22 protein-coding genes are annotated in these 24,173 nt (G+C 73.2%); 16 read left to right on the top strand and 6 right to left on the bottom strand.

All coding sequences use genetic code 11. The annotated features are described in order from the left end of the window. Positions 1-157: 157 nt before the first annotated feature. Positions 158-1,342, bottom strand: a complete 1,185-nt coding sequence (locus ACZ4M3_RS09420) for a pyridoxal phosphate-dependent aminotransferase (protein WP_467731025.1) — start codon at positions 1,340-1,342, stop codon at positions 158-160. 127 nt (positions 1,343-1,469) lie between these two features. Between ACZ4M3_RS09420 and ACZ4M3_RS09415 the strand changes: the two genes are divergently transcribed. From ACZ4M3_RS09415 to ACZ4M3_RS09370, 10 genes are all read left to right on the top strand, one after another. After that, positions 1,470-1,694: a hypothetical protein gene (locus ACZ4M3_RS09415; RefSeq protein ID WP_467731024.1), complete on the top strand. Its 225-nt coding sequence runs from the start codon at positions 1,470-1,472 to the stop codon at positions 1,692-1,694. Between the two features lie 358 nt (positions 1,695-2,052). After that, positions 2,053-2,604 carry a DUF2617 family protein gene (locus ACZ4M3_RS09410; RefSeq protein ID WP_467731023.1) on the top strand — a complete coding sequence of 184 codons (552 nt, stop codon included), beginning with the start codon at positions 2,053-2,055 and terminating at the stop codon, positions 2,602-2,604. 108 nt (positions 2,605-2,712) lie between these two features. After that, a complete protein-coding gene (locus ACZ4M3_RS09405; RefSeq protein ID WP_467731022.1) occupies positions 2,713-4,353 on the top strand; it encodes a polyamine aminopropyltransferase in 1,641 nt (546 codons plus the stop codon). 58 nt (positions 4,354-4,411) lie between these two features. Further along, a complete protein-coding gene (locus ACZ4M3_RS09400) occupies positions 4,412-5,257 on the top strand; it encodes an SRPBCC family protein (protein WP_467731021.1) in 846 nt (281 codons plus the stop codon). Positions 5,258-5,523: 266 nt separating this feature from the next. Further along, positions 5,524-6,312, top strand: a complete 789-nt coding sequence (locus ACZ4M3_RS09395; protein WP_467731020.1) for an aldose epimerase family protein — start codon at positions 5,524-5,526, stop codon at positions 6,310-6,312. A gap of 46 nt (positions 6,313-6,358) precedes the next feature. Beyond that, positions 6,359-6,898, top strand: coding sequence for an orotate phosphoribosyltransferase (gene pyrE / locus ACZ4M3_RS09390; RefSeq protein ID WP_467731019.1), 540 nt, complete (start codon positions 6,359-6,361; stop codon positions 6,896-6,898). A gap of 469 nt (positions 6,899-7,367) precedes the next feature. Next, positions 7,368-8,390, top strand: coding sequence for a class II fructose-bisphosphate aldolase (fbaA, locus tag ACZ4M3_RS09385; protein WP_467731018.1), 1,023 nt, complete (start codon positions 7,368-7,370; stop codon positions 8,388-8,390). Positions 8,391-8,602: 212 nt separating this feature from the next. Then, the gene (locus ACZ4M3_RS09380; protein WP_467731017.1) at positions 8,603-9,352 is read left to right on the top strand and encodes a ScbR family autoregulator-binding transcription factor; all 750 of its coding nucleotides are present in this window, start codon (positions 8,603-8,605) and stop codon (positions 9,350-9,352) included. A gap of 119 nt (positions 9,353-9,471) precedes the next feature. Further along, entirely contained in the window at positions 9,472-10,173 is a 702-nt protein-coding gene (locus ACZ4M3_RS09375) for an AfsR/SARP family transcriptional regulator (RefSeq protein WP_467731016.1), read from the top strand. 70 nt (positions 10,174-10,243) lie between these two features. Next, positions 10,244-12,199, top strand: coding sequence for a helix-turn-helix domain-containing protein (locus ACZ4M3_RS09370; protein WP_467731015.1), 1,956 nt, complete (start codon positions 10,244-10,246; stop codon positions 12,197-12,199). A gap of 21 nt (positions 12,200-12,220) precedes the next feature. Here the strand turns inward: ACZ4M3_RS09370 and ACZ4M3_RS09365 are convergent, their stop codons facing one another. Beyond that, positions 12,221-13,381, bottom strand: a complete 1,161-nt coding sequence (locus ACZ4M3_RS09365) for an IS701 family transposase (RefSeq protein ID WP_467731335.1) — start codon at positions 13,379-13,381, stop codon at positions 12,221-12,223. Between the two features lie 188 nt (positions 13,382-13,569). Here ACZ4M3_RS09365 and ACZ4M3_RS09360 point away from each other — a divergent pair, with 188 nt between their 5' ends. From ACZ4M3_RS09360 to ACZ4M3_RS09340, 5 genes are all read left to right on the top strand, one after another. Continuing rightward, positions 13,570-13,980: a DUF3151 domain-containing protein gene (locus ACZ4M3_RS09360; RefSeq protein ID WP_467731014.1), complete on the top strand. Its 411-nt coding sequence runs from the start codon at positions 13,570-13,572 to the stop codon at positions 13,978-13,980. A gap of 128 nt (positions 13,981-14,108) precedes the next feature. After that, on the top strand, positions 14,109-14,954 hold the full coding sequence (locus tag ACZ4M3_RS09355) for a tryptophan 2,3-dioxygenase family protein (RefSeq protein ID WP_467731013.1): 846 nt from the start codon (positions 14,109-14,111) through the stop codon (positions 14,952-14,954). After that, complete coding sequence (gene kynU, locus ACZ4M3_RS09350) at positions 14,947-16,170, top strand: kynureninase (RefSeq protein WP_467731012.1); 1,224 nt, start codon at positions 14,947-14,949, stop codon at positions 16,168-16,170. The genes ACZ4M3_RS09355 and kynU overlap by 8 nt, the downstream gene beginning before the upstream one ends. Before the next feature lie 220 nt (positions 16,171-16,390). Continuing rightward, positions 16,391-17,266, top strand: a complete 876-nt coding sequence (locus ACZ4M3_RS09345; RefSeq protein WP_467731011.1) for an alpha/beta hydrolase family protein — start codon at positions 16,391-16,393, stop codon at positions 17,264-17,266. A gap of 182 nt (positions 17,267-17,448) precedes the next feature. Beyond that, on the top strand, positions 17,449-18,390 hold the full coding sequence (locus ACZ4M3_RS09340; RefSeq protein WP_467731010.1) for a hypothetical protein: 942 nt from the start codon (positions 17,449-17,451) through the stop codon (positions 18,388-18,390). A 147-nt stretch (positions 18,391-18,537) separates the two neighbouring features. Here the strand turns inward: ACZ4M3_RS09340 and ACZ4M3_RS09335 are convergent, their stop codons facing one another. Next, the gene (locus ACZ4M3_RS09335; RefSeq protein WP_190186053.1) at positions 18,538-19,821 is read right to left on the bottom strand and encodes an adenylosuccinate synthase; all 1,284 of its coding nucleotides are present in this window, start codon (positions 19,819-19,821) and stop codon (positions 18,538-18,540) included. Between the two features lie 184 nt (positions 19,822-20,005). On the opposite strand from ACZ4M3_RS09335, the gene ACZ4M3_RS09330 reads away from it, so the two are divergent. Continuing rightward, positions 20,006-20,821, top strand: coding sequence for a diacylglycerol kinase family protein (locus ACZ4M3_RS09330; RefSeq protein ID WP_467731334.1), 816 nt, complete (start codon positions 20,006-20,008; stop codon positions 20,819-20,821). 24 nt (positions 20,822-20,845) lie between these two features. Here ACZ4M3_RS09330 and ACZ4M3_RS09325 read toward each other — a convergent pair whose 3' ends face one another. The 3 genes from ACZ4M3_RS09325 to ACZ4M3_RS09315 form a co-directional block, all read right to left on the bottom strand. Continuing rightward, positions 20,846-22,048 (bottom strand): cytochrome P450, encoded by a 1,203-nt coding sequence (locus ACZ4M3_RS09325; RefSeq protein WP_467731009.1) that lies wholly within the window; start codon positions 22,046-22,048, stop codon positions 20,846-20,848. Between the two features lie 76 nt (positions 22,049-22,124). Beyond that, positions 22,125-22,784, bottom strand: coding sequence for a response regulator (locus ACZ4M3_RS09320; RefSeq protein WP_467731008.1), 660 nt, complete (start codon positions 22,782-22,784; stop codon positions 22,125-22,127). Further along, positions 22,781-24,154 carry a sensor histidine kinase gene (locus tag ACZ4M3_RS09315; RefSeq protein WP_467731007.1) on the bottom strand — a complete coding sequence of 458 codons (1,374 nt, stop codon included), beginning with the start codon at positions 24,152-24,154 and terminating at the stop codon, positions 22,781-22,783. Before ACZ4M3_RS09315 ends, ACZ4M3_RS09320 begins: the two co-directional genes overlap by 4 nt. Positions 24,155-24,173: the final 19 nt, after the last annotated feature.

Here is a 24,173-nt window from a genome sequence, read left to right as displayed (position 1 = left end):
CTGGGAAGACCCTACGAGGCCGACCCCCGCGCCGATTCCCCGCCGACACGCGCCACACCACCGTTCGCCCAGGTGACGGGCGCGCACGGCGCTCCCGCGTCGAAAGTCTTTCGGGGGACCCGAACGCGCCCGTTCGGGTGCCCGCGGCATCTTCGCACTAAAGCCGGCCGAGCCGGGCGACCGCCTCCCGGAGAACCTCCGTCCGCTTGCAGAACGCCCAGCGGACCTGGGTGGCGCCGGCCGCCCGGTCGTCGTAGAAGACCTGGTTCGGGATGGCGACCACGCCGCAGCGCGCGGGCAGGGCGCGGCAGAAGGCGAGGCCGTCCTTCTCGCCGAGCGGGGTGATGTCGGTGGTGACGAAGTAGGTGCCCTGCGGGCGGAACACCTCGAAGCCCGCCGCCGCGAGCCCGTCGGCGAGCAGGTCGCGCTTGGCGAGGTGGTCGGCGCGGAAGGTCTCGTAGAACGCGTCGGGCAGGGCCAGGGCTTCGGCAATCGCGTGCTGGAAGGGGCCCGAGGAGACGTAGGTGAGGAACTGCTTCACCGAGCGGACCGCCGCGACCAGGGCGGGCGAGGCGGTGATCCAGCCGACCTTCCAGCCCGTGAAGGAGAACGTCTTGCCGGCCGAGGAGATGGTGACCGTGCGCTCGCGCATGCCGGGCAGCGAGGCGAGCGGGGTGTGCGAGCCCTCGAAGACCAGGTGCTCGTAGACCTCGTCGGTGACGACCAGCAGGTCCCGCTCGACCGCCAGCTCGGCGACGGCCGCCAGCTCCGCCGGGGTCAGGACCGTGCCCGTGGGGTTGTGCGGGGTGTTCAGCAGGAGCAGCCGGGTGCGGGGGGTGACGGCGGCGCGCAGCGCGTCCACGTCGAGGCGGAAGCCGGGGGCGCGCAGCGTCAGCGGTACGCGGACGGCGCCGGCCATGGCGATGCAGGCGGCGTAGGAGTCGTAGTACGGCTCCAGGGCGATGACCTCGTCGCCCGGTTCCAGCAGGGCGAGCAGGGCGGCCGCGATGGCCTCCGTGGCGCCCGCCGTGACCAGCACCTCGGTGTCGGGGTCGTACGTCAGCCCGTAGAACCGCCGCTGGTGCTCGCTGATCGCGAGCCGCAGTTCCGGGACGCCGGGGCCCGGCGGGTACTGGTTGCCCCGGCCGTCCCGGATCGCGCGTACGGCCGCCTCGGCGATCTCGGCCGGGCCGTCGGTGTCGGGGAAACCCTGGCCCAGGTTGATCGACCCGGTGGCGGTGGCCAGGGCCGACATCTCCGCGAAGATCGTCGTGCCGAAGGCCGCCAGTCGGCGGTTCAGGAAGGGGCGGCTGCCGCCCGCGGGTGCGCTCATGGCGGCCATCCTGCGGGGAACCTCTGGAGTTGCTCAAGTGTGCTTTGGCGCGAGTGGCCTGCGGGCATCTCCCCCGCACACGGGACACGGGGGTCCCGCACCCCGGGACTCCGGGGGTTCAGAGAGGGGCGAGGAGATGGTTCTTGCCGTAGTGCTCTTGGGTGCCGTCGTCGTCGGGATCGTCATCGTGGCCGTCAAGGCCGCGGGCGGCGGGAGCGGCAGTGGTGGTGGCAGTGGCAGCAGCTGGTGGGCCGGAAGCGGCTCCGACGGTTCCTCGGGCGGCTGCTCCGGCGGCTCCTCCTGTGGGTCCTCGTCCTCGTGCGGTTCCTCCTGCGGTGGCGGCGGCTGCGGATCCAGTTGAGGATCGGTACGGCCGGTACCGCGTAAACGGGACGCCCAGCGGGGACAACTTCCCTTGGGCGTCTCCTCGTTCGCACCCCGGCAGCACCTTGTCGGCACGCGTGTCCGGCTGCGCGTTACGACGTACGGGCGGCATGCGGTTGAACACGTGAACCGGGTGGCCCCCGGGGGGATGTAAACCCTTTCAAGTTGGGTAAAAACGCTGTGAGTGCCGTGCCTTTCATGATTCCCTCGGTTGAGTAGACCAGTCCTCGGACCTCCCTGGACTTCCTGTGGACCCGTGCCGGTGTCCCCCCACCCGTTGACCAACCGCTGGCGGTCCCCGGCCCACCTCCCTCGCGCGTTTGCGGAGCCGACTCATGCTCACGACCCTCCAGACCACCTACACCGACACGCGTGCCGCCGACCTCGCCTGGGCCCTGGGACGGGACCGGCTGCCCGCCCTCGCCGTACTGAACCTCCAGCTCGCGGGCGCGAAGGTGGAGTTGCGCCTGCTCGGCGCCTCCCACCAGGTGCTCCTGGAGGAAGGGGAGGTGCTCTGTTCGGAGACGGTCGCCTGCATGCCCGGCAGTAGCACCCCGCTGCCGCTGGGGGTGGCCGAGCGGCTGGGCGACTGGGAGTACGAGTTCGCCGCCCGCGTCGAGACCCTCTCGCGCGGCTCGTTCGCCGGGCGCGCCCAGGAACTGCTCGCACTGGTCGCGGATCACCCGAACGGACTCGCCGGCACCTTCCCGGGAAGCCCGCACGCCTTCACCGCCCTGCTGGCCCAGCGCCACGAGGGCCAGGTGCGGTGGCGGACCTGGCACGCGTACCCGCAGGAAGGCCAGTTGGTCGCCACCCGTACCCGGGTGGGGGTGTGGATGGGCGCGGGTGCGGGGGCGCCGGAGACGGTGGCCGTGGCATCGCTGTGAGGGTGGTGCGGGGCGGGTCCGTGGTTACTCCAACTGGCTGGACCGGTGCACCACTTGCACCCATGTGAGTGACGGGGTGCGAGTGGGTGGTGACGTACGGTTCGCTGCATGATCGACCGTTCCGTACCGCGCCGGGCGCTGCCGGCTCCGGGGCCGCGGGGCGTGGCGACCGTCCCGGCCGCCCTGCCCGTACGGCCCCGGACCGGCCGGCTCCTCGTCCTGGCCACCGTCTTCGTCTGCGCCGCCTGCGGCCTGGTCTACGAACTGGAGCTGCTCGCCCTCGGCTCGTACCTCATCGGCGACTCCGTCACCCAGGCGTCGGTGGTGCTGTCCGTCATGGTCTTCGCCATGGGCGTCGGCTCGCTGCTCGCCAAGCGGCTGCGCAGCCGGCCCGCGCTCGGTTTCGGGGCGGTCGAAGCGGCCCTCGCCCTGCTCGGCGGGCTCTCCGCCATGGCCCTGTACGCGAGTTTCGCCTGGCTGGGGGAGTCGCGGCCCGCGCTCGTCGCCTTCTCGTTCTCCATCGGAGTGCTCATCGGCGCCGAAATCCCGCTGCTGATGGTGCTGATCCAGCGGATCCACCGGCAGGACGCGGGCGGCGCCGTGGCGGACCTGTTCGCCGCCGACTACGTGGGCGCCCTCGTCGGCGGGCTCGCCTTCCCGTTCCTGCTCCTGCCGGTGCTCGGCCAGCTCACCGGCGCGATGCTCACCGGCACCGTCAACGCCGCTGTCGGCGGCGGGCTCGTGCTGTGGCTGTTCCGCCGCGACCTCAGCCGCCGCTGCCGCTGGCTGCTGATCACCGCGAACGTGACCGTCCTCGCCGTGCTCGGCTCCGCGACCCTGCTGGCCGGCGACTTCGAGCGGACCGCCCGCAGCGCCGTCTACGGCGGGGACGTGCGCGTCGCCGTACAGACCGACGTGCAGGAACTGGTGCTGACCGGGCCGGCGGACGGCTCGCCGCGTTCGCTCGACCTCTACCTCGACGGGCGGCTGCGGGTCAGCGGCTACGACGAGTACCGCTACCACGAAGCCCTCGTCCACCCCGCGATGGCCGGCCCGCACGCCCGGGTCCTGGTCCTCGGCGGCGGTGACGGGCTCGCCGCCCGCGAGGTGCTGCGCTATCCGGACGTCGCCTCCGTCACCGTCGTCGAGCTCGACCCGGGAGTGGTCCGGCTCGCCCGCACCGACCCGATGCTGTCCGAGCTGAACGGCGCGGCGTACGAGGACCGCCGCCTCGGCGTCGTCACGCAGGACGCCTTCAACTGGCTGCGGGGCCCGGGCTCCCGGGACCGCTTCGACGTCATCGTCTCCGACCTGCCCGATCCGGGCATCACGCCCAGCACGAAGCTGTACTCGCAGGAGTTCTACGGGCTGGCCGCGCGGGCCCTGCTGCCCGGCGGCCGGATCGCGGTGCACGCGGGGCCGCTGGCCACCCGGCCGCGCACGTACTGGACGGTCGAGGCCACCCTCCGGGCGGCCGGCCTGCGGACCGTGGCCTACAGCGCGGGCGGCCGGCTCTCCGGCTTCGCCGCCGGGCCCGACCGCGGCCAGGGCGGCGCCGGCACCCGGCCGCAGGACTGGGGCTTCGTACTCGCCGGCCGGGACGCCGTGCCGCAGCTGCGGGTCGAGCGCGACGCGCCGGGGCTGCGCTCGGTGTCCACCCTGGCCCTCCAGGACGCGGCCCGGGAGGCGGAACGCACCCGCCTGCCCGGCCTGCCGCCGTCGACGCTCCCGCACCCGAGGTACACGTAGGGCCCGGGTCGGCGCCGGACCGGGTACAGGAAGCGGTCTCGTCGGTAGGCTCGTCCGCATGGAGCATCAGGTGTTCGTTCCGGTACCGGCAGACGACCTCCGCGCAGTGCTGCGCGATCCCGCCCGGGTGGCCCGCTGCGTACCCGGGCTCCAGCAGGACGCCGACACCGCGTCCGGGCCGCTGGCGGGCCGGCTCAGGGTGCGGGTGGGCGGGCACACCGTGACCTACCGGGGGGCGCTGTCCGTCACCGAGCGGGACCCGGAGCACTTCGCCGTGGAGGGGGAGGGCACCGAGGTGCGGGGCACCGGGACGGTCGAGCTCGCGCTGACGCTGCGGCTCACCCCGCAGGGGGACGGCACCCGGCTGGAGATCTCCGGCAAGGGGTCGGCCGCCGGGCGCGCCGCGGGCTTCGCGCCGGAGGCCACCGCCGCGGCCGTGCAGCGGCTGCTGGACCGCACCGCCGCGAACCTCGCCGCGGCGGCGGAGCCGGAGGCCGAGCCGGTCGCGGACCCCGTCGCGGACGCCGAGGACGCGGTGCTCGACTCCGCGGACCGCGACGGGGACGGGGAGGGCGTCACCGGGATCACCGAGTCGGTGTTCGACGCCGAGGTCCCGCCCCCGTCCCTCGACCCCTTCGCCGAAACCGGCTTCGAGGACCTCGGCGGACCGGGCCCGCTCGACGGACCCGCGCGGCCCCCGGCCGAAGCCGCCCACGCCCGCCGCACGATGATCGGCCGCAGCGCCGAGGAGGTCGACCACGCACCCCCGCGCGGCCGCTACGCCCCCGTCCCGGCCCCGTCCTCCGCCGCCTCCGGGGCCGGCCTCCGCTGGATCGCCCCGGCCGCGGCCCTGGCCGTCGCCTCGGCCGTGGTGGTGGGCCGCGTCCTGCGCCGCCGGCGCTAAGGGCTGCCCCGTCATCCCCGGCGGGCGCGCGGCGCCGGCTACGGCACCTCGCCACGTTGTCGGGATCGCCCGAATACGCCCAGTACGAGGACGACCCTCCGCCTGGCGATGCATCGCATCTGACGCCGCGCTCTGACCCGCCGCGGATGACGGGACAGCCCTTAGGGGGTGCCTGACGGATCATGGCCGGGCCCGGCCCGCGTGGCACCCCCTAGACCTGCGGAGCTTGAACGCGGCGGGCGCCCGCGCCGTTTAGGGTCGGCCGTATGAGTACGCGACTGAGCGCCGGCGGCGCCGAGCTGACGATCGACCAGGAGAACGGCTGCCGGATCAGCAGTCTGCGCGTCGACGGGACCGAGCTCCTGCGACAGGGCCGCAAGTACGGCGCCTTTCCGATGGTCCCGTGGTGCGGGCGCACCGCCGACGGGCGGTTCCGCGACGGGGCGACCGTCCACCAGCTGCCGCTCAACCACCCCCCGCACGCCATCCACGGCTTCGGCCGTGACGCGGCCTGGCGCCCGGCCCGCAGCACCGGCACCGAGGCCGTGTTCACGTACGACCTCGCCGACCCGTGGCCGTACCCGGGCCGGGTGACCCAGGTCTTCCGGCTGGCCGAGGACGCGCTGACGCTCACGATGGGCGTGGAGACGTACGGGGACTCCTTCCCGGCCCAGGCGGGCTGGCATCCCTGGTTCAACCGCAGCCTCGTGCCGGGCGGCGCGGAGGCCGAGCTCGACTTCGCCCCCGCCTGGCAGGAGGAACGCGGCGCCGACCACCTCCCCACCGGTCACCGCATCGACCCGAAGCCGGGGCCGTGGGACGACTGCTTCGGGATGCCCGACGGGGTGGACGTCACCCTCACCTGGCCCGGCGCGCTGGAACTGAAGATCACCAGCCGGGCGGAGTGGGTGGTCGTCTACGACGAGGAGTCGGAGGCGATCTGCGTCGAGCCCCAGTCCGGCCCGCCGAACGGTCTGAACACCATGCCGCGGCTGGTCACCCCGGTGGACCCGCTGGAGATCTCCACCACCTGGACCTGGCGGCGCCTGCCGTAGGCGCTGTCGTCGAGGCGGGGCCCGGCCTCCCTTTAAGCTCGGAGCCATGAGTGACGTACGCGATGAGCTTCTGCAGCAGATCAAGGACAAGGCCGTCGTGCACGGCAAGGTGACCCTGTCCTCCGGGCGGGAGGCCGACTACTACATCGACCTCCGCCGGATCACCCTCGACGGCGAGGCCGCCCCCCTGGTCGGCCAGGTCATGCTCGACCTGACCGCCGACCTCGACTACGACTGCGTCGGCGGTCTGACCCTGGGCGCCGACCCGGTGGCGACCTCGATGCTGCACGCCTCCGCCGCCCGCGGCGGCCGCCTGGACGCCTTCGTCGTCCGCAAGGCGCAGAAGGCGCACGGCATGCAGCGCCGGATCGAGGGCACCGACGTGCAGGGCAAGCGCTGCCTGGTGGTCGAGGACACCTCGACGACCGGCGGATCCCCGCTGACCGCAGTCGAGGCGGTCCGGGAGGCCGGCGGCGAGGTCGTGGCCGTGGCGACGATCGTGGACCGCGGCGCGGCCGACGCGATCGCCGCGGCGGGCCTGCCCTACCTCACCGGCTACCAGCTCTCGGACCTGGGTCTCTCCTAGGGCCTGTCGTCAAAGTCCCGCCTGGCCCGCGACGCCCGGCACCGCACCCCGCCGCGTTGTCGGAGCTCCCAAGTACGTCCAGTACGAGGGCGCCCCTCCACCTTGCGTTGCACGGCACCGGACGCCGCGGGCCTTACCGGCGCTATTTTGACGACAGGCCCTAGGGCGTGACCGGTGGACCCGGGCCCGGCCATGATCCGCCGGACACCCCGTAGCCCCGGTCCGGTGCTTCCGGAGGCCGGGCGTCCACGGGCCGAGATGCCCGCGGAACCCGGCCGTCAGCCGGCCGCAGCCGCTGACCTGCTGTTTTCTCCCGGCCCTCCGGGCCCGGCCGAATGTTTCACGTGAAACGTCCACTGGGCCCGGGTAGAGGCGGGTACCGAGTCTGGAAAGATAGGCGCGACGGCAACGTCGCCCCCAGGTCAGGGCCAGCAATCGCACACTCCCCGCACATCCAAGGAGCGGACAGATGCCCATCGCAACCCCCGAGGTCTACAACGAGATGCTGGACCGGGCGAAGGCAGGCAAGTTCGCCTACCCCGCCATCAACGTGACCTCGTCCCAGACCCTGCACGCTGCGCTTCGCGGCTTCGCGGAGGCCGAGAGCGACGGCATCATCCAGATCTCCACCGGTGGTGCCGAGTTCCTGGGTGGCCAGTACAAGAAGGACATGGTCACCGGCGCCGTCGCCCTGGCGGAGTTCGCGCACATCGTCGCCGCCAAGTACGACATCACGGTCGCGCTGCACACGGACCACTGCCCGAAGGACAAGCTGGACGGCTACGTGCGTCCGCTCCTGGACATCTCGGCGGAGCGGGTGAGCCGTGGTCTGAACCCGCTCTTCCAGTCGCACATGTGGGACGGCTCTGCCGAGACCCTGGCGGACAACCTCGCCATCGGCCAGGAGCTGCTCGCCAAGGCCGCCGCCGCCAAGATCATCCTTGAGGTCGAGATCACCCCGACCGGTGGCGAGGAGGACGGCGTCAGCCACGAGATCAACGACGAGCTGTACACCACCGTCGACGACGCGATCCGCACCGCCGAGGCCCTCGGCCTGGGCGAGAAGGGCCGCTACCTGCTGGCCGCCTCCTTCGGAAACGTGCACGGCGTCTACAAGCCGGGCAACGTCGTCCTGCGCCCCGAGCTCCTCAAGGACCTCCAGGCCGGTGTCGGCGAGAAGTACGGCAAGGCCTCTCCGTTCGACTTCGTCTTCCACGGCGGCTCGGGCTCCACGGCGCAGGAGATCGCCACCGCGCTGGAGAACGGCGTCGTGAAGATGAACCTGGACACCGACACCCAGTACGCCTTCACCCGCCCGGTCGTGGACCACATGTTCCGCAACTACGACGGCGTGCTCAAGGTCGACGGCGAGGTCGGCACGAAGTCCAAGTACGACCCCCGCACCTGGGGCAAGGCCGCCGAGGCCGGCATGGCCGCGCGGGTCGCCGAGGCCTGCGCGAACCTGCGCTCCACGGGCACCAAGCTGAAGTAGCCCCTCCGTCACGGCCGCGTCCGTGACCGGGCCCAGAACAGGGGCCTGCCCGTCCACCAGGGACGGGCAGGCCCCTGTGCCATGTCCGAAACCCTGACGGGATGGCCGGAGGTGACGGACGGCGGTGGACTGCGGCCGCGCGATGGTGTGGAATCACCTCACAAGAACGTACTCCCGGGGATGTAAATCCGGGGGGCAGGAGAGGCCCACCCATGAGAACAGAGCGCCCGCCGGTGAAGCAGGACCGGGCGGTACGCACCCGGCAGGCCATATTGGTGGCGGCCGCGACTGTGTTCGAGGAGTACGGGTACGAGACCGCCAAGCTGTCCGACATCGTCAACATCGCCAAGGTCACCAAGGGCGCCCTGTACTTCCACTTCGGCTCGAAGGAAGCCCTGGCGCAGGCCGTCATCGACGCGCAGAACCAGGGGCAGCCGCAGGCCCTGCCGCAGGAGTACAAGGCGCAGGAGTTCCTGGACATGGGCATGGTCTTCTGCCACCAGTTGCGGCACGACGTGCTCATGCGGGCCAGTGCCCGGCTCACCTTGGACCGGGCCGGTCAAACCCTCGACAAGGCGGCCCCCTACGAGGCGTGGATCGCCCTGCACACCGAGGTGCTGGCGGAGGCGAAGCGGCGCGGGGAGCTGCTGCCGGGCGTCGACCCCGCGGTTCCCTCGCAGTTGATCGTGGGCGCTTACGCCGGTCTCAACACGATGTCCCACACGCTCGGCCTCGACATGGACCGGCAGGTCTCGGAGCTGTACGCGCACGTCATGCCGAGCGTGGTCGTCCCGGCCGTGGCGATCCGGCTGGACACCGCTCCGGGGCGGGGTGCGCGGGCGCTCTTCGGCGGCCAGGGCGCGCACGAGTGCCGGGAGGGCTGCGCGGTGGGCGTGGCACCGCGCGAGCACGGCTCGGCGGCCGGACCGGCCGGCAACGCGCCGGAAGGGCCGGGCGCCTGACGGTCCCTCCTTTCCACGAGTCCCACGCGCCACTCGGTTTTCCCTTCCCCCTTCCCAAGAAGATGCTTCTGGGTATTATTTTTTGGGGGCGCTGCCTCCTGGGCCAGGGGGAGAAGACTGTGGACATACAGGTGCTCGGAGTGCCGCGCGTCACCGAGAACGGCGTGCCCATCACGGCGCCCACGCCCGAGGCGCAGCACCTGCTGGCGGCGCTGGCCGCCTCTCCCGACCGCGTCGTACCGGAGACCGTCCTCGCGGACGAACTGGCCCACCGCACTTCGTCCCCCTACCACCACGCCGTCCTGCACACCGCCGTCCGCCGGCTGCGCGAACGGCTGGCGGAGGCGCTGCGGGCCGGTTCGGTACGGACTCCCGAGGCCGTGCTGTCCGTCAGGGCCGGCGGGTATGTTCTCGACACCGGCGGCGGCCGCTCCGACGTCCGGGAATTCGAACGCGAGGCGGGCGCCGGGTACCGGGCCATGGGCCGGGGCGACTTCGAGCAGGCCGCCCGCCGACTGCGCCGCGCCCTCGCCCTGTGGACCGGCCCGGCACTGGACGGCATCGACGTCGGCCCTTGGCTCGGCGCCCGCGTCGCGGTGCTCGACGCCGACCGGCGCTCGGTGCTGGAGCAGTGGGTCGAAGCCGAACTGGCGCTGGGCCGCAGCCGCGAACTGCGGCTGGAACTGGCCGGCCTGCGCGGGGCCGGCGGGGAACGGGCCGGCGGCGCCTTCCCGGCAGCTGTGCGCCGGGCCGAGGAACGCGTCGAGGCCCTCGGCTGCGCCCGCTTCCTTACCGGTACGCCCGTGGCGTGTGGTGCTTGACCCTCCGCCGCACGGAACCTAGGTTCAAGATCCGGGCTGAAAACAGCAGGCCGGACGGGGGAAGCGCGGTATGGGGGACAGCGGGACACGGGGCGGGGGCGCCGGCGCGGGCGTGCTCGCCGTGCTGGAACTGCTCGCGGGGGAAGCACCGCAGAGCGCCTACGACGCCCTGCTGGAGGAAGCCCGCACGGGGCGGTCGGACCCCGCCGAACTCGACTGTCTGACCCGCGCGGTGGCGCTGGCCCGCTCGGTCCGGGCGAGCGCGAGCCGCAGCAAGCAGCGCGAGGCGGCGCTGACCGCCCTCGTCGACACCGCGCACGACCTGACCTCCCCCTACGACATCGACGGCCTGCTGCGCCTGATCACCCGGCGGGCCCGGCGGCTCCTCGGCTTCGACATGGCGTGGCTGTCCCTGGGCCGCCCGGACGGGTCCGCATACGTGCGGACCTCCGAGGGCGAGACCACCGCCCTCAACATCGGGCTCGAACTCGGCAGCGGCACCGGCCTGGGCAGCATCGCCCAGCAGCGCCGGTCCCCCGTCTGGACCGCCGACTACCTCAACGACGACTCCATAGCGCACGCGCCCGGCATCGACGCCGTCGTCCGGGCGGAGGGGCTGCACGCGATCATCGCGGTACCGCTGCGGCGCGGGGACTCCACCCTCGGCGCGCTCTACGGGGCCGACCGCTGCGTGCGCCGGTTCACCCCCGACGAGATCGGGCTGCTGCTCTCCCTCGCCGACCTGGCCGCCGTCGCCCTGGAAAAGGCCCGGCTGCTGGAGCAGACCCGCGACGAGGTCACCGAGCTGGCGGCCTTCGGCACGCGGACCAACACCGCCCTCACCCGGGTCCGCTACCTGTGGGAGTGCCACGCCCGGCTGGCCGGACTGGTCCTGGACGGAGCCGGGCTGGTGACCCTGGCCCGGGCCACCGCCGACGCGCTGGACGGCGTGCTCCAGGTCCGGGACCCCGGCGGCCGGGTGCTGGCCGTCACGGGGGAACTCCCGCCGCTGGACGGGGAGTCGGTGACCAAGGCCGCGCTCCAGGCGCTGACCGGGCGGCGCCCAGTGAAGCTGCCCGGGGAGGAGGTGTGGCTGGCGCCGGTGCTGGCGGGCGCCGAGGACCTCGGGGTGCTGCTGCTGAGCGCGTCCGCGCCGCTCGCGGAGGAGGACGTACGGCTGCTCCGGCTGGCGGCGCAGTCGGTGGCCTCGCTGATGCTGATCCAGCGGGGCACGGCGGCCGCGGAAGGGCCCGTGCACGACGAACTGCTGGCCGATCTGCTGGAGCGGCCGCACTCGTTCGACCTGCGCCTCGCGGAGCGCACCCGGCGGCTCGGCGTCGACCTCGACCGGCCGCACGTGGTGGTCGTGGCCCGGCCGGAGGGCGGCGAGCTGGGCCGGGCGGTGGCGTGGGCGTCCTCGTACGCCTACCGGATGGGCGGCCTCAAGGGGGTCCGCCGGGGTTGCATCGTGCTGCTGCTGCCGGGTACGGACGCCTCGGCCGCCGCCCACCGGGCCTCGGGGGAGCTGTCGCCGCTGCTGGGCCACGCGGTGTCGACGGGCGCCGCCGGGCCCGCCGAGGGGCCGGGGGAGGTGGCCCGGGTGTACGCGGAGGCGGTGCGCTGCCTGGACGCGCTGACCGCGCTCGACGGGGCGGGCGGCACGGCTTCGCTGCGCGAGCTGGGGTTCGTGGGGCTGCTGCTGTCCGCCGATCACGACGTGGAGGCGTACATCGCGTCCACGATCGGCCCGGTGCTGGAGTACGACGCCGACCGGCTGACGGAGCTGACGCGGACGCTGGACGCGTACTTCGCCTCGGGCGGCAGCCCCACGCACGCGGCAGAGGCCCTGCACGTCCACCCGAACACGGTGTCGCGCAGGCTGGAGCGGATCACGGAACTGCTGGGCGAGGGCTGGCAGAAGCCGGGGCAGGCCCTGGAGATCCAGATGGCGCTCCGGCTGCGCAAGACCCGCGCGGTCCTGCGCGCCCGCCGCTCGACGGAGCGCAGCGACGCAAACACCCCCTGACGCGCCCCCCGGCCGGCCGGGTCAGCAGTGCGCCAGCGCGGCGCGGGGCCGGGGCGCGCGCGGGCCGGGGCCGGGGTCGGGGTCGGGGTCCGGCGCGGCCACCGGCAGCCGGCCGCCCAGCCACAGCCCCGCATGCGCCACCGACGCCAGCGTCACGTGCCGGTGCCACCCCGACAGGGACCGCCCCGCGAAGTCCCGCAGCCCCACCCGGTCCATGCTCGCCCCCGCCGCCCGGGACACCGTCCCGGCCTCCTTCGTCAGCCGCACCAGCGCCCCCGGCGCCACCCGCGTCATGTCCGTGACCCACATCCGCCCCGGCAGCCGCCGCGCATCGGACCACTCCCCGAACAGCAGCAGCTCCCGTCCCGCGAGCAGCACCCGGACCGCCGCCACGAGTGAGCTGCGCCGGGTCCCGGGCCGGTCCGGGTCCGTCCACTCCACCGGCATCCGCATCCCCCGCACGTTCTGCAGGATGTCCCGCGCCGCCATCGGCAACGCCCCGTAGTTCGGCAGCCGCTGGTCCGCCACCCCCAGCCGCGCACCGGGGCTGATGCGCGCCACCACCGGCACCCGGGCCTGCGCGAAGCGGCCCAGCGCGGCCCGGGTCGCGATGCCGGGGACGTCGAGCACGACGGGCCGGACGCCCGCGGCGGACCCCCGGGCGAGGTCCGGCACCCCCTCGACCGCGCAGGCCGCGTACGAATCCGCCGGCTCCGCGGACCGGGCCGGTTCCGTCGGCCCCTCGCCGCCGAGGAACAGCCGCCAGGCCACCGGCGTCGCCACCCCGCCCGAGGTGAACCACGTGGCGAAGGCCTGCTGGCCGCGGAACATCTGCCCCTGGTACGGGTCGAAGCGGTTCCCGACGCCCACCGAGTGCTCCCCGCCGCGCGGGATCGCCACCGGCTGCACCACCCACGCGCCGAGCGGCGCCGACCGGGCGAGGTGGTGCGCCAGCGCGGTACGGATCGGCTGCCAGTCCCAGGTGGAGCCGGCGATGAAGTGGTGCAGCGCCTGCTCCTCGGCGGCGCCGCCGGAGCCGGTCTGCAGCGCCATGTTGCGGATCGACTTGCGCCCCTCGGCGGCGAGCAGCCCCCGTACGTACTGACGTCCCCGTTCGCGCTGGTCGCGGCGGCGCAGCGGCGCGAACACCGCGGCGCACAACTCCTCGACGACCTCGTCCATCCGCTCGGGCCGGCCGGGCCCCGTGCCGGTGCCGGTGTTCACGCGCTACCCCCTCCGTCGGCTACCCCTACGTTCCGCCCCCGGGCCGCCCCGCGGGGAGGTGTGCCGGGCACACCCCTGCCGCCGTCGGTGGTGGGGCGCCCACCACCGGGCGGCGTGGAACGGGTCCGATACCCCAGACTGGGCGCATGTCGATTCACCAGAACCTGCTCGGGGGCCCCGCCCCCACCCACCTGCCCGACGAGCCCGGCCGCGAGGCCCTCGCGGCCGGGACCCCGGCCGCCGAGGTGGCCGCCGCCCACCCGACGTCTTCGCTCGCCTGGGCCACCCTGGCCGACGAGGCCTTCGCCGCCGGCCGCACCGTCGAGTCGTACGCGTACGCCCGTACGGGCTACCACCGCGGCCTGGACGCCCTGCGCCGGGCCGGCTGGAAGGGCCACGGCCCGGTGCCGTGGGAGCACGAGCCGAACCGCGGCTTCCTGCGCGCCCTGCACGCCCTGGCGCGCGCCGCCGAGGCGATCGGCGAGAAGGACGAGTACGAGCGCTGCTCGACCTTCCTGCGCGACTCCTCGCAGACGGCGGCGGACACGCTCGCGTAACGCCCTGGCCTGCTGGCCTAGAGGGGCCCCGGAACTCCTGTTTATGATGCGAGCAGGGGACCGGGGCTCCACTTGCCTCACCGGAAGGAGCGGACCGCTACCCGGAAGCACGTGTCGAGGAGACAGAGATGTCGCACGCCCTTGATGCCTCCGGAGCCGGTTCGGACACCCCGAACCTCGACTTCGCCGGCACCACCCCCTACGAGGACTACGTCCAGGCGGACGTCCTCACCCACCTCCAGCACCTGCGCTCGGACGATCCCGGCGAGATGGTCTTCCTGGTGACGACCCAGGTCATGGAGCTGTGGTTCACGGTGATCGTCCACGAGTGGGAGACGGCCGCCAAGGCCCTCCGCGAGGACCGGATCCCGGCCGCGATGGACGCGCTGAAACGTTCCCTCCGCGAGCTGGAGGCGCTCAACGCCTCCTGGCGCCCGCTGGCGCAGCTGACCCCCGCCCAGTTCAACTCCTACCGCTCCGCGCTCGGCGAGGGCTCCGGCTTCCAGTCGGCGATGTACCGCCGGATGGAGTTCCTGCTCGGCGACAAGTCCGCGTCGATGCTGGTGCCGCACCGGGGCGCGCCGCGCGTGCACGCGGAGCTGGAGAAGGCCCTCCAGGAGCCGAGCCTCTACGACGAGGTGCTGCGGCTGCTCGCGCGCCGCGGCCTGCCGGTGCCCGCGTCCGTCCTGGACCGCGACCTGGCGCAGCGCTACGAGCCGTCGCCGCAGGTCGAGGCCGTCTGGACGGAGTTGTACGCCGACCCGGACGGGCAGCCCGACCTGCACCGGCTCGGCGAGGTGCTGACGGACGTGGCGGAGCTGGTGTGGCGCTGGCGCAACGACCACCTGGTGGCCACCCGCCGGGCGATGGGCGCGAAGACGGGCACGGGCGGCTCCGCGGGCGTGACCTGGCTGGAGAAGCGCGCGCAGAAGAACGTGTTCCCCGAGCTGTGGACGGCGCGCAGCCATGTCTGAGCCGACGACGACCGAAACCCGTTCCGCCCCGGGGGACCTCGCCGCTCGCGCCGCCGCGCTGGACGCTGCCGACGGGCTCGGCACGCTGCGCGAGCGCTTCATCCTGCCGGAGGGCGTCGTCTACCTCGACGGCAACTCGCTGGGCGCCCTGCCGGCCGGCGTCGCCGCCGCCACGGCCGACGTGGTGAACCGCCAGTGGGGCGAGCTGCTCATCCGCTCGTGGGACGAGTCCGGGTGGTGGACCGCGCCCGAGCGCGTCGGGAACAAGATCGCCCCGCTGATCGGCGCGGCGCCCGGCCAGGTGACCGTCGGCGACTCCACCAGCGTCAACCTGTTCAAGGCGCTGGTCGGCGCGGCCCGGCTGGCGGACCCGGCCCGCACCCGGCTGCTGGTCGACGCCTCCACCTTCCCCACCGACGGCTACATCGCCGCGTCGGCCGCCCGGATGACCGGTCTGACGGTCGTCCCGGTCGACCCCGCGCAGGCCGCGGCGGCGATGGGGGCGGACACCGCCGTCGTCCTGCTCAACCACGTCGACTACCGCACCGGGCGGCTGCACGACCTGCCGGCCCTCACCCGCGCGACCCGGGCCGCCGGGGCCGTGACGGTCTGGGACCTGTGCCACTCGGCCGGGGCGCTGCCCGTGGGCCTGGACGAGAACGCGGTCGACCTCGCGGTGGGCTGTACGTACAAGTACCTCAACGGCGGCCCCGGTTCACCCGCGTACCTGTACATCGCCGAACGGCACCAGGCCGCCTTCGACTCCCCGCTGCCCGGCTGGAACGGGCACGCGGACCCGTTCGCGATGACACCGGACTACGTCCCGGCGGCGGGCGCGGCCCGGGCCCGGGTGGGAACCCCGGACATCCTGTCGATGCTGGCGCTGGAGTCGGCCCTCGACGCCTGGGACGGGGTGCCGGTCGAGGCGGTGCGGGCGAAGTCCCTCGCCCTGACGGACTTCTTCCTGGAGTGCGTGGCCGCGTACGTCCCGGCGGGCGCCGTGGAATCGGTGACTCCCGAGGAGCACGCCCGGCGCGGCAGCCAGGTCTCGCTGCGGTCCGAGAACGCCCGCGCGGTCATGGCCGAACTCATCGCCCGGGGCGTGATCGGGGACTTCCGGGCCCCCGATGTCCTGCGTTTCGGGTTCACCCCGCTGTACGTCGGATTCGCCGATGTGGAGCGCGCGGCCCGGACGCTGGGTCACATTTTCGGGTGATGTAGCGGAGAAACGTCACATCACGAGGCACATCACAGCGCGGGCGGAGCTTCGGCTCCGCCCGCGTCCTCATTGCCCCGGCCCGCCACCTGACGGCGTGTTCAGGCCTGATACGGTCCCGCTCTGCCGGAACACCGGAACACGTGTCCCCGCCGTAACTCCCGCTGCTCCTGCTGCTCCTGTTCACCTTTGCCCCATGCGTTACCGAGAGGTTGAGCCGATGACGGACCCCGCAGTCGAACGGGACGCCGCCGAGTCCGCTTCGGCCTTCTCCCATCCGCCGGTCGCGCCGGACGCGAGCGCCGCGTACGGGGAACACCCGGACCAGGTCGTCGACTTCTACGCCCCGCGCGGCGCCGCCCCGGGCCCGGCCCCGCTGGTCGTGGTCCTGCACGGGGGCGCCTGGCGGGCCCCCTACGACCGGCACCATGTGACCCCGCTGGCGGACTTCCTGGCCCGGCGCGGTTTCGCCGTCGCCAATGTCGAGTACCGGCGTGGGAGTGCGCTGCCGCACCAGGGCGCCGAGGCTCCCGTCGCGGGGCGCTGGCCGGAGACCTTCGACGACGTCGCCGCCGCCATGGACGCGCTGCCGGGGCTCGCGGCCCGGGCGCTGCCGCAGGCCGATGTGCGCCGGACCGTGGTGACGGGCCACTCCGCCGGCGGCCACCTCGCCCTGTGGGCCGCGGCCCGGCACGTCCTGCCGGAGGGCAGCCCCTGGCGGCTGCCGTCCCCGCCGCAGCTGCGCGGGGTGGTGGCGCTGGCGCCCATCGCGGACTTCGCGGTGGCGGAGCGGATGGGCGTCTGCGGCGGCGCGTCGGCGCAGCTGCTGGGCGGCGAACGCCACTGGGACGAGCGGCTGCCGCACGCGGACCCGGCCGCCCTGCTGCCGACGGGCATCGCGACGGCCGTGGTGCAGGGCCGGGACGACATCGTGGTCCCGGAAGAGGTGGCGGAGGCGTACGTCGCCGCGGCGGCCAGGGCGGGCGAGCTGGTCGGGCTGACCCTGCTGGACGGGGTCGGCCACTTCCCGCTCATCGACCCGGCCGCCGACGCCTGCGCGGTGGTCGCCGAGGAGATCTCCCAGCTGGCCTGGTGACGGGACAAAAGCACCCCAAGGGGCCTGGTTCTGGCCTTGTTGATCTTCTGGCGTGGCCGGTATCCCACAGGTGGGTTGGCTGACGATGCCCGCCTGACTACGGTCGTTCGCGGCGCGGGACACCCGCCGTTGCCCTCTGGACGGTCCCGGTTTCCCGTCCGGTCGAGCGAAGGGGAGCATGCATGGCCGAGGACGAGCGGAAGCTCTGGCTTTCCGTCTACAGCACGGCGGGCGGCTGGCAGGCCGACCAGGTCTTCGCCGACCGGACCAGCGCGGCGGCGCCCGCGATCGCCGTCCACGAGGGCAAGCTGTACTGCGCTCACCGGGGCGCGCGGCAGCAGGACGGGCGGTACCTGCCGCTGCGGGTGACCACCTACGCGCCGGAACTGCTGGACGTACTGCGGGGTGAGGTCACCCGGGAACGGCTGCTCGGCGAGGCGGTCGACACGCCGGCCCTGACCGTCCACGACGGCGGACTCCACTGCGCGTACACCCTCGGCGAGCCGTCGGGCCGCCGGTGCGTCGCCGTCACCCCGCTCGCCGGGGACGGACCGCAGGCGCCCGCCCCGACGGTGGCCCTGGAGGACGGGATCGCCCCGGCGCTGGTCTCGTACGGGGACGCGCTGCACCTGCTCGCCGTCGCACCGCTGCACGGGAAGATCATCCACCGGGTGGCGCGGACGGCGGGCGGACCGTGGGAGAGGCCGGCCGGGGGCGACGGCGCGTACGGGATGCTGCGCGTCTGGAGCAAGAACGGCTGCCCGGCGAACCTGTCCGCCACCGTCCACGAGGGCGCGATCCACCTCGTCTACCGCTTCGGCACGGACGACGCCCGCCTGATGCACGCGGTCTACGACGGCACCGGCTGGCACAAGCCCGCCCCGCTGGGCGAGGGCCACACCAGCCGCCGCGGGGCGGCCGTGGCCTCGTACGACGGCAGGCTGCACGCGGTGTACCCGTCGTCCCGCGCGGACCGGCTCCGGCACGCGGTCTTCGACGGCCGGAGCTGGGACGAGGGCACGGACCTGGACGAGCACGACAGCCGCAACACGCCGGCGCTGACCCCGGTGCACGACACGGTCACGGGCACGTACACCCTGCTGCTGGTCCACCGCTCCGCCTGACCGGCCGAGGGGGCCGGGTGCGCGGTGGCACCCGGCCCCCTCGGCGGGCGGATCGACCAGTGGTCCTAGGGGAACGTGGTCCTACGGGAACGCGGTCCTACGGGAACGCGGTCCTATGGCAACAGCGGTCCCACAGGACGGGTGGCCCTACAGGAACGAGTTGATCTCGATCGTCTCGGTCCGGCCCGGGCCGACGCCGATCGCCGAGATCGGGGCGCCCGACATCTCCTCCAGCGCCTTGACGTACGCCTGGGCGTTCTTCGGGAGGTCCGCGAAGGTCTTGGCCTTGGTGATGTCCTCGGACCAGCCGGGGAGGTTCTCGTAGATCGGCTTCGCGTGGTGGAAGTCAGACTGCGAGTACGGCAGCTCCTCGACGCGCTTGCCGTCGATCTCGTACGCGACGCAGACCGGGATCTGCTCCCAGCCGGTCAGCACGTCCAGCTTGGTGAGGAAGAAGTCCGTCAGGCCGTTCACCCGCGTGGCGTAGCGGGCGATCGGGGCGTCGAACCAGCCGCAGCGGCGGTCACGGCCGGTGGTCACACCGCGCTCGCCGCCGATGCGGCGCAGGTCCTCGCCGTCCTGGTCGAACAGCTCGGTCGGGAACGGGCCCGCGCCGACGCGGGTCGTGTAGGCCTTGAGGATGCCGATGACGCGGCTGATCTTCGTCGGGCCGACACCGGTACCGGTGCAGGCGCCGCCCGCGGTCGGGTTGGACGACGTCACGAAGGGGTACGTGCCGTGGTCGACGTCGAGCAGCGTGCCCTGGCCGCCCTCGAACAGCACGACCTTGTCCTCGTCCAGCGCGTTGTTGAGGATCAGGGTGGTGTCGGCGACGTACGGCTTGATCTGCTCCGCGTACTGGAGCATCTCCTCCACGATCGCGGCGGCGTCGATCGCGCGGCGGTTGTAGAGCTTGGCGAGGAGCTGGTTCTTGCCCTCCAGCGCCGCTTCGACCTTCTGCTGGAGGATCGACTCGTCGTAGAGGTCCTGGACGCGGATGCCGATGCGGTTGATCTTGTCGGCGTACGTCGGGCCGATGCCGCGGCCGGTCGTACCGATCTTGCGCTTGCCGAGGAAACGCTCGCCGACCTTGTCGAGGGTGACGTTGTACGGCGTGATCAGGTGCGCGTTGCCGCTGATGAGCAGCTTGGAGGTGTCGATGCCGCGCTCGTTCAGGCCGCGCAGCTCGGAGAGCAGGACGGCCGGGTCGACGACGACACCGTTGCCGATGACCGGCGTGCATCCGGGGGAGAGGATGCCGGAAGGGAGAAGGTGCAGCGCGTACTTCTGGTCGCCTACGACAACCGTGTGGCCGGCGTTGTTGCCGCCCTGGTAGCGCACCACATAGTCAACGGATCCACCGAGCAGGTCGGTGGCCTTTCCCTTGCCCTCGTCACCCCACTGAGCTCCGAGCAGCACAAGAGCGGGCACAGGCGTACACCTCTTCCGGATGGGGCATGTCCAAGGTCAGGGGGCGTACGACGATGTACACCGCAGGCTGAGCCGTCGGACCGGTACCCCGGAATAGACGAAGGCCCTGGCGCAATAGCGCAAGGGCCTCTTGCACAAAGATGCTACCCGAGGAAGGACCGAGGTGTCGGCTCCAGAGCCCACCATGAGCCATGCGGGCGCGCCGGTAGGCGGCCTGCTCGTGCTCGTCGACCCGGTCGCCCGCCGTCTTGACGGCGAGTCCGTGCGGATCGCGAAAGATGTGTTGTGCGCCGGTGCCGCGGCGAAAGTTTCTCTGCCCGACTCGCCGGAGGAGTTCGCGCGGGCACTCGCCCGCCGGGGCCATCGACGGCCGGTGATCGTCGGCGACGACGGGGCGCTGCTACGGGCGGTGACCCTCTTGCACCGCTCGCGTGACCTGTCGGGGGAGCCCCTGTCGCTGATCCCGGTGGGGCCGGTGGGCTCCCTCACCCTGGCGGGGTCGCTGGGCGTGCCGCTGTCGGCGGTGATGGCGGCGCGGGCGGCGCTGGACGGGGCGGTCCAAGCGCGGGACCTGCTGGTGGACGACAGCGACGGGGTGGTGCTGGGTGGCCTGCGGATCCCGCCGCCGGCCCGGAAGCAGGTTCCACCCGTACGGAGCTACCGGTCGTTGCTCCGGATGCTGCTGCCGGGCCCGCCGGGGGCCGGGCAGCCGGAGGCGGGGCCGGTGCACCGGCTGCGGGTGGAGGCGGACGGGACGGTGCTGGCGGATGTGGACCACCCCGTGCAGGACGTCGCGGTGGTCACCCGGGAGCCGGGCGGCCCGGCGGAGGTGGTGGTCCGGCTCGCGGGGTGCGCGGCGCTTACCCGGCGGGCCGCGACGGTGACGGTGTCGGGCGCGGACTTCCGCTACCGCGCCGACCACGCCGCCGTGACCGGCCCGCTGCGCCGGCGCACGTGGACCCTGCGCCCGGCTGCCTGGTCCCTCACCGTGCCGCGCTGACGCCGTCGGCCGCGGGGCCCGCCGCTAGCAGGTGACCAGCAGCTCCCGCAGCCCCCGGATGACGTACCCGTCCCGCCACTGCGGCTCCGCCGCCAGCCGCAGCGGCGGTGCCCCGGGGGCCAGCAGGGCGCCGAACGAGGCCGTGAGCTCCAGTCGGGCCAGCGGAGCGCCCAGGCAGTAGTGGATCCCCGCCCCGAAGGTCAGGTGGGGGTTGTCGGTGCGTACGAGGTCCAGCGCGTCGGGGTTCTCGAAGCGCGCCGGGTCCCGGTTGGCGGAACCGAAGAGCAGTGCGACCTCGGCGCCGCGCGGGATGACTGTGTCGCCGATCCGGATCTCGTCCAGCACCCAGCGTTCGAACATTTGTAGGGGTGTGTCGTACCGCATGAGTTCATCCACAGCTGTGGACAACTTTTCGGGACGGCGGCGGAGGTCGTCCAGCTGTGCGGGATTGCGGAACAGTGCCCACCAGCCGTTGACGGTGGTGTTGACCGTCGCCTCGTGGCCCGCGTTGAGCAGCAGCACACAGGTGGAGATCATCTCCTGCTCGCTGAGCCGGCCCTCCTCGTCGTGGGCGGCGATCAGGGCGGAGATCAGGTCCGCCCCGGGGCGCCCCCGCCGCTCGGCGATCAGACCGCGCAGGTAGTCGCTGAACTCGACGCTCGCCCGGACGGCCCGCCGCGCCGTCTCCTCGTCGGGCCGGAGCTCGAACATCCCGCAGATGTCCGCTGACCAGGGCCGCAGCAGTGCGCGGTCGGACTCCGGGATCCCGAGCAGTTCCGCGATCACCGCGACCGGGAGCGGCTCCGCCACGGCGGTCAGCAGGTCGCCGCCCCCGTCGGCCAGCAGGGCGCCGGCCAGCTCCCCGGCCAGCCGCTCGACGGCGGGCGCGAGACGCTCCACGGTGCGCGGGGTGAAGGCCTTCGCCACCAGCCGCCGCACCCGCGCGTGCGCGGGGTCCTCCAGGTCCAACAGCCCGTTGCCGTTGAGGACATGGAACGGCTCGTGCTCCGGCGGCGGAGCCTGCCGCCCGAACTCCTCGTGCGTGAACCGGTGCAGGTAGGTGCGCCCCAGCCGCCGGTCCCGCAGCAACGCGCTCACATCGGCGTAGTGCGGCACCAGCCACTGGCCGGTCGCCTCCGACCACACCGCCCGCCCCTGCTCGCGCAGCTCCCGGTAGGCGGGATACGGGTCGGCTACGAACGCGGCATCCCACGGATCAAAGCGCATCCCCGCAGCCTAGATCGAGATCACGCCTCTTCCTCCCTTCCGCCGCCGGCTGCCTGCCGACCGGCCTGATTTCCCCTCACCCCGGGGTCACCAGACGGGTCTCGTACGCGAACACCGCCGCCTGGGTACGGTCGCGCAAGCCCAACTTGACCAGGATCCGGCTCACATGGGTCTTGATCGTGGACTCCGCCACGACCAGCCGGTCCGCTATCTCCGCGTTCGCCAGGCCCTGGGCGATCAGGATCAGGACCTCCGTCTCCCGCTCCGTCAGCTGCACGACCCCGGCCGGGTCCGCGAGCTTCGGCGCCTCCGCGAGCTTCGAGAACTCGGAGATCAGCCGCTTGGTCACCGAGGGGGCCAGCAGCGCCTCACCACCCGCCACCACCCGCACCCCTTCAGCCAGCTGCCGCGCGGACGCGTCCTTGAGCAGGAACCCCGACGCGCCCGCCCGCAGGGCCTGGTACACGTACTCGTCCAGGTCGAAGGTCGTCAGCACCAGCACCTTCGCGTTCGTGTCGGCGGCCACGATCCGCCGCGTCGCCTCCAGCCCGTTCATCTCCGGCATCCGGATGTCCATGAGCACCACATCCGGCCGCAGGGCGCTCACCTGCGCGATGGCCTGACGGCCGTCGACCGCTTCGCCGACCACCTCGATCCCTTCCATCGCGTTCAGCAGGACGGAGAAGCCCTCGCGGACCATCATCTGGTCATCGACGATCAGCACCTTGATCGTCATGCCGAGCGCTCCCGCGGTGAGGGTGGCAGCGCGGCCGGGGACGCGCTCGTCGCCGAGGGCGACGACTCCGGAGCCCGGCGCACCGGTATGAACACGGCCACTTCGTACCCGCCCGCCGCCGTCTCCCCGGCCGTCATCTCTCCGTCCAGCATGGCCACCCGCTCCCGCATCCCGGTGATCCCGTGCCCCGCGCCCGGCGAAGGCGGGACCTTCTCCGTCGGCGGCCCGTTGACGACCCGTACCCCCAGACCGCCGAGCACGTACGACACCTCCACCCCGGCCGCCGCCCCCGGCGCGTGCCGCAACGAGTTGCTCAGCGCCTCCTGGATGATCCGGTACGCCGACAGCTCCACGCCCTGCGGCAGCTCCCGGACCGCCCCCGTGACCGTCTTCTCCACGCTCAGCCCGGCCTCCCGCACATTGGCCAGCAGCCCGTCCAGCGAGGCCAGCGTCGGCTGCGGCGCGTCCGGCGCCTCGTAGTCCGCGGAGCGCACCACCCCCAGCACCCGCCGCAGCTCCGTCAGTGCCGCCACCGCGTTCTCCCGGATGGTGACGAACGCCGCCTCCAACTCCGCCGGCGGATTCTTCACCCGGTACGGCGCGGCCTCCGCCTGGATCGCCACCACGGACATGTGGTGCGCGACCACGTCGTGCAGCTCGCGCGCGATGGTCGTCCGCTCCTCCAGGAGCGTGCGCCGGTCCCGCTCGACGGCCGTCACCTGCTGTTGTGCGGTGACCTCCCGCTCGGCCTGGCGACGGGTGTTGCGGACCGTGACCGTCAGCAGGGTGAGGGCGGAGACGAACGCCATGGGAGCCGCGTTGACCGACTCGTAGGTGCTCGTGAGCACGGGCATCGCCGTCCCGAACACCACGGTGATCACCCACAGCCAGCAGGCCACCCGGGGCCGGCTCCGCATGGCCACGATGGTCAGCACCGCGAGGTAGGCGACGAAACTCGTCGGCGACCACGGCCAGGCGACGTTCCGGTCCTCGACGAGCGAGAGGAAGGCCGTCGTACCCAGCGCCACCCAGAACGCCCCCATGGGACGCACCAGGGTCATCACGACCGGGGCCGCCGCTATCAGGCCCGTGAACAGGCGCAGGGAATGCGGCACACCGTAGGAGTTGACGCTGCTGGACACCAGGATGATCACCACGATCAGTCCCACCAGCGCGTGCGGAAGGTAGCCGGCCCTCGCGCGTATCCCCGCGGGCAGCAGCCGCAGCAGCGGGCCGCGCGCCCGCACCGGCCGCAGGGGACGGTAGGCGAACGCATCGCTGATCAGGTCCTGGCGCAGGATCTTCAGCAGCCCCGAAGCCATTGTCAGTTCCGGTGTCCGGGCTGTCCCCCCGGCGGTCGTCTCGGTCATGTCTGAACCGTAGGTCCAC

Source organism: Streptomyces sp. NPDC026522, assembly GCF_055567555.1.
The sequence above is the reverse complement of the archived record's forward strand: the minus strand, read 5'-3'. Positions and strand labels throughout refer to the sequence as shown.

Bases quoted from the DNA above. Each gene is read 5' to 3' on its own strand.
- ACZ4M3_RS09420 (WP_467731025.1), bottom strand. From the start codon at position 1,342: ATGGCCGCCATGAGCGCACCCGCGGGCGGCAGCCGCCCCTTCCTGAAC.
- ACZ4M3_RS09415 (WP_467731024.1), top strand. From the start codon at position 1,470: ATGGTTCTTGCCGTAGTGCTCTTGGGTGCCGTCGTCGTCGGGATCGTC.
- ACZ4M3_RS09410 (WP_467731023.1), top strand. From the start codon at position 2,053: ATGCTCACGACCCTCCAGACCACCTACACCGACACGCGTGCCGCCGAC.
- ACZ4M3_RS09405 (WP_467731022.1), top strand. From the start codon at position 2,713: ATGATCGACCGTTCCGTACCGCGCCGGGCGCTGCCGGCTCCGGGGCCG.
- ACZ4M3_RS09400 (WP_467731021.1), top strand. From the start codon at position 4,412: ATGGAGCATCAGGTGTTCGTTCCGGTACCGGCAGACGACCTCCGCGCA.
- ACZ4M3_RS09395 (WP_467731020.1), top strand. From the start codon at position 5,524: ATGAGTACGCGACTGAGCGCCGGCGGCGCCGAGCTGACGATCGACCAG.
- pyrE (WP_467731019.1), top strand. From the start codon at position 6,359: ATGAGTGACGTACGCGATGAGCTTCTGCAGCAGATCAAGGACAAGGCC.
- fbaA (WP_467731018.1), top strand. From the start codon at position 7,368: ATGCCCATCGCAACCCCCGAGGTCTACAACGAGATGCTGGACCGGGCG.
- ACZ4M3_RS09380 (WP_467731017.1), top strand. From the start codon at position 8,603: ATGAGAACAGAGCGCCCGCCGGTGAAGCAGGACCGGGCGGTACGCACC.
- ACZ4M3_RS09370 (WP_467731015.1), top strand. From the start codon at position 10,244: ATGGGGGACAGCGGGACACGGGGCGGGGGCGCCGGCGCGGGCGTGCTC.
- ACZ4M3_RS09365 (WP_467731335.1), bottom strand. From the start codon at position 13,381: ATGGACGAGGTCGTCGAGGAGTTGTGCGCCGCGGTGTTCGCGCCGCTG.
- ACZ4M3_RS09360 (WP_467731014.1), top strand. From the start codon at position 13,570: ATGTCGATTCACCAGAACCTGCTCGGGGGCCCCGCCCCCACCCACCTG.
- ACZ4M3_RS09355 (WP_467731013.1), top strand. From the start codon at position 14,109: ATGTCGCACGCCCTTGATGCCTCCGGAGCCGGTTCGGACACCCCGAAC.
- kynU (WP_467731012.1), top strand. From the start codon at position 14,947: ATGTCTGAGCCGACGACGACCGAAACCCGTTCCGCCCCGGGGGACCTC.
- ACZ4M3_RS09345 (WP_467731011.1), top strand. From the start codon at position 16,391: ATGACGGACCCCGCAGTCGAACGGGACGCCGCCGAGTCCGCTTCGGCC.
- ACZ4M3_RS09340 (WP_467731010.1), top strand. From the start codon at position 17,449: ATGGCCGAGGACGAGCGGAAGCTCTGGCTTTCCGTCTACAGCACGGCG.
- ACZ4M3_RS09330 (WP_467731334.1), top strand. From the start codon at position 20,006: ATGAGCCATGCGGGCGCGCCGGTAGGCGGCCTGCTCGTGCTCGTCGAC.
- ACZ4M3_RS09325 (WP_467731009.1), bottom strand. From the start codon at position 22,048: ATGCGCTTTGATCCGTGGGATGCCGCGTTCGTAGCCGACCCGTATCCC.
- ACZ4M3_RS09320 (WP_467731008.1), bottom strand. From the start codon at position 22,784: ATGACGATCAAGGTGCTGATCGTCGATGACCAGATGATGGTCCGCGAG.
- ACZ4M3_RS09315 (WP_467731007.1), bottom strand. From the start codon at position 24,154: ATGACCGAGACGACCGCCGGGGGGACAGCCCGGACACCGGAACTGACA.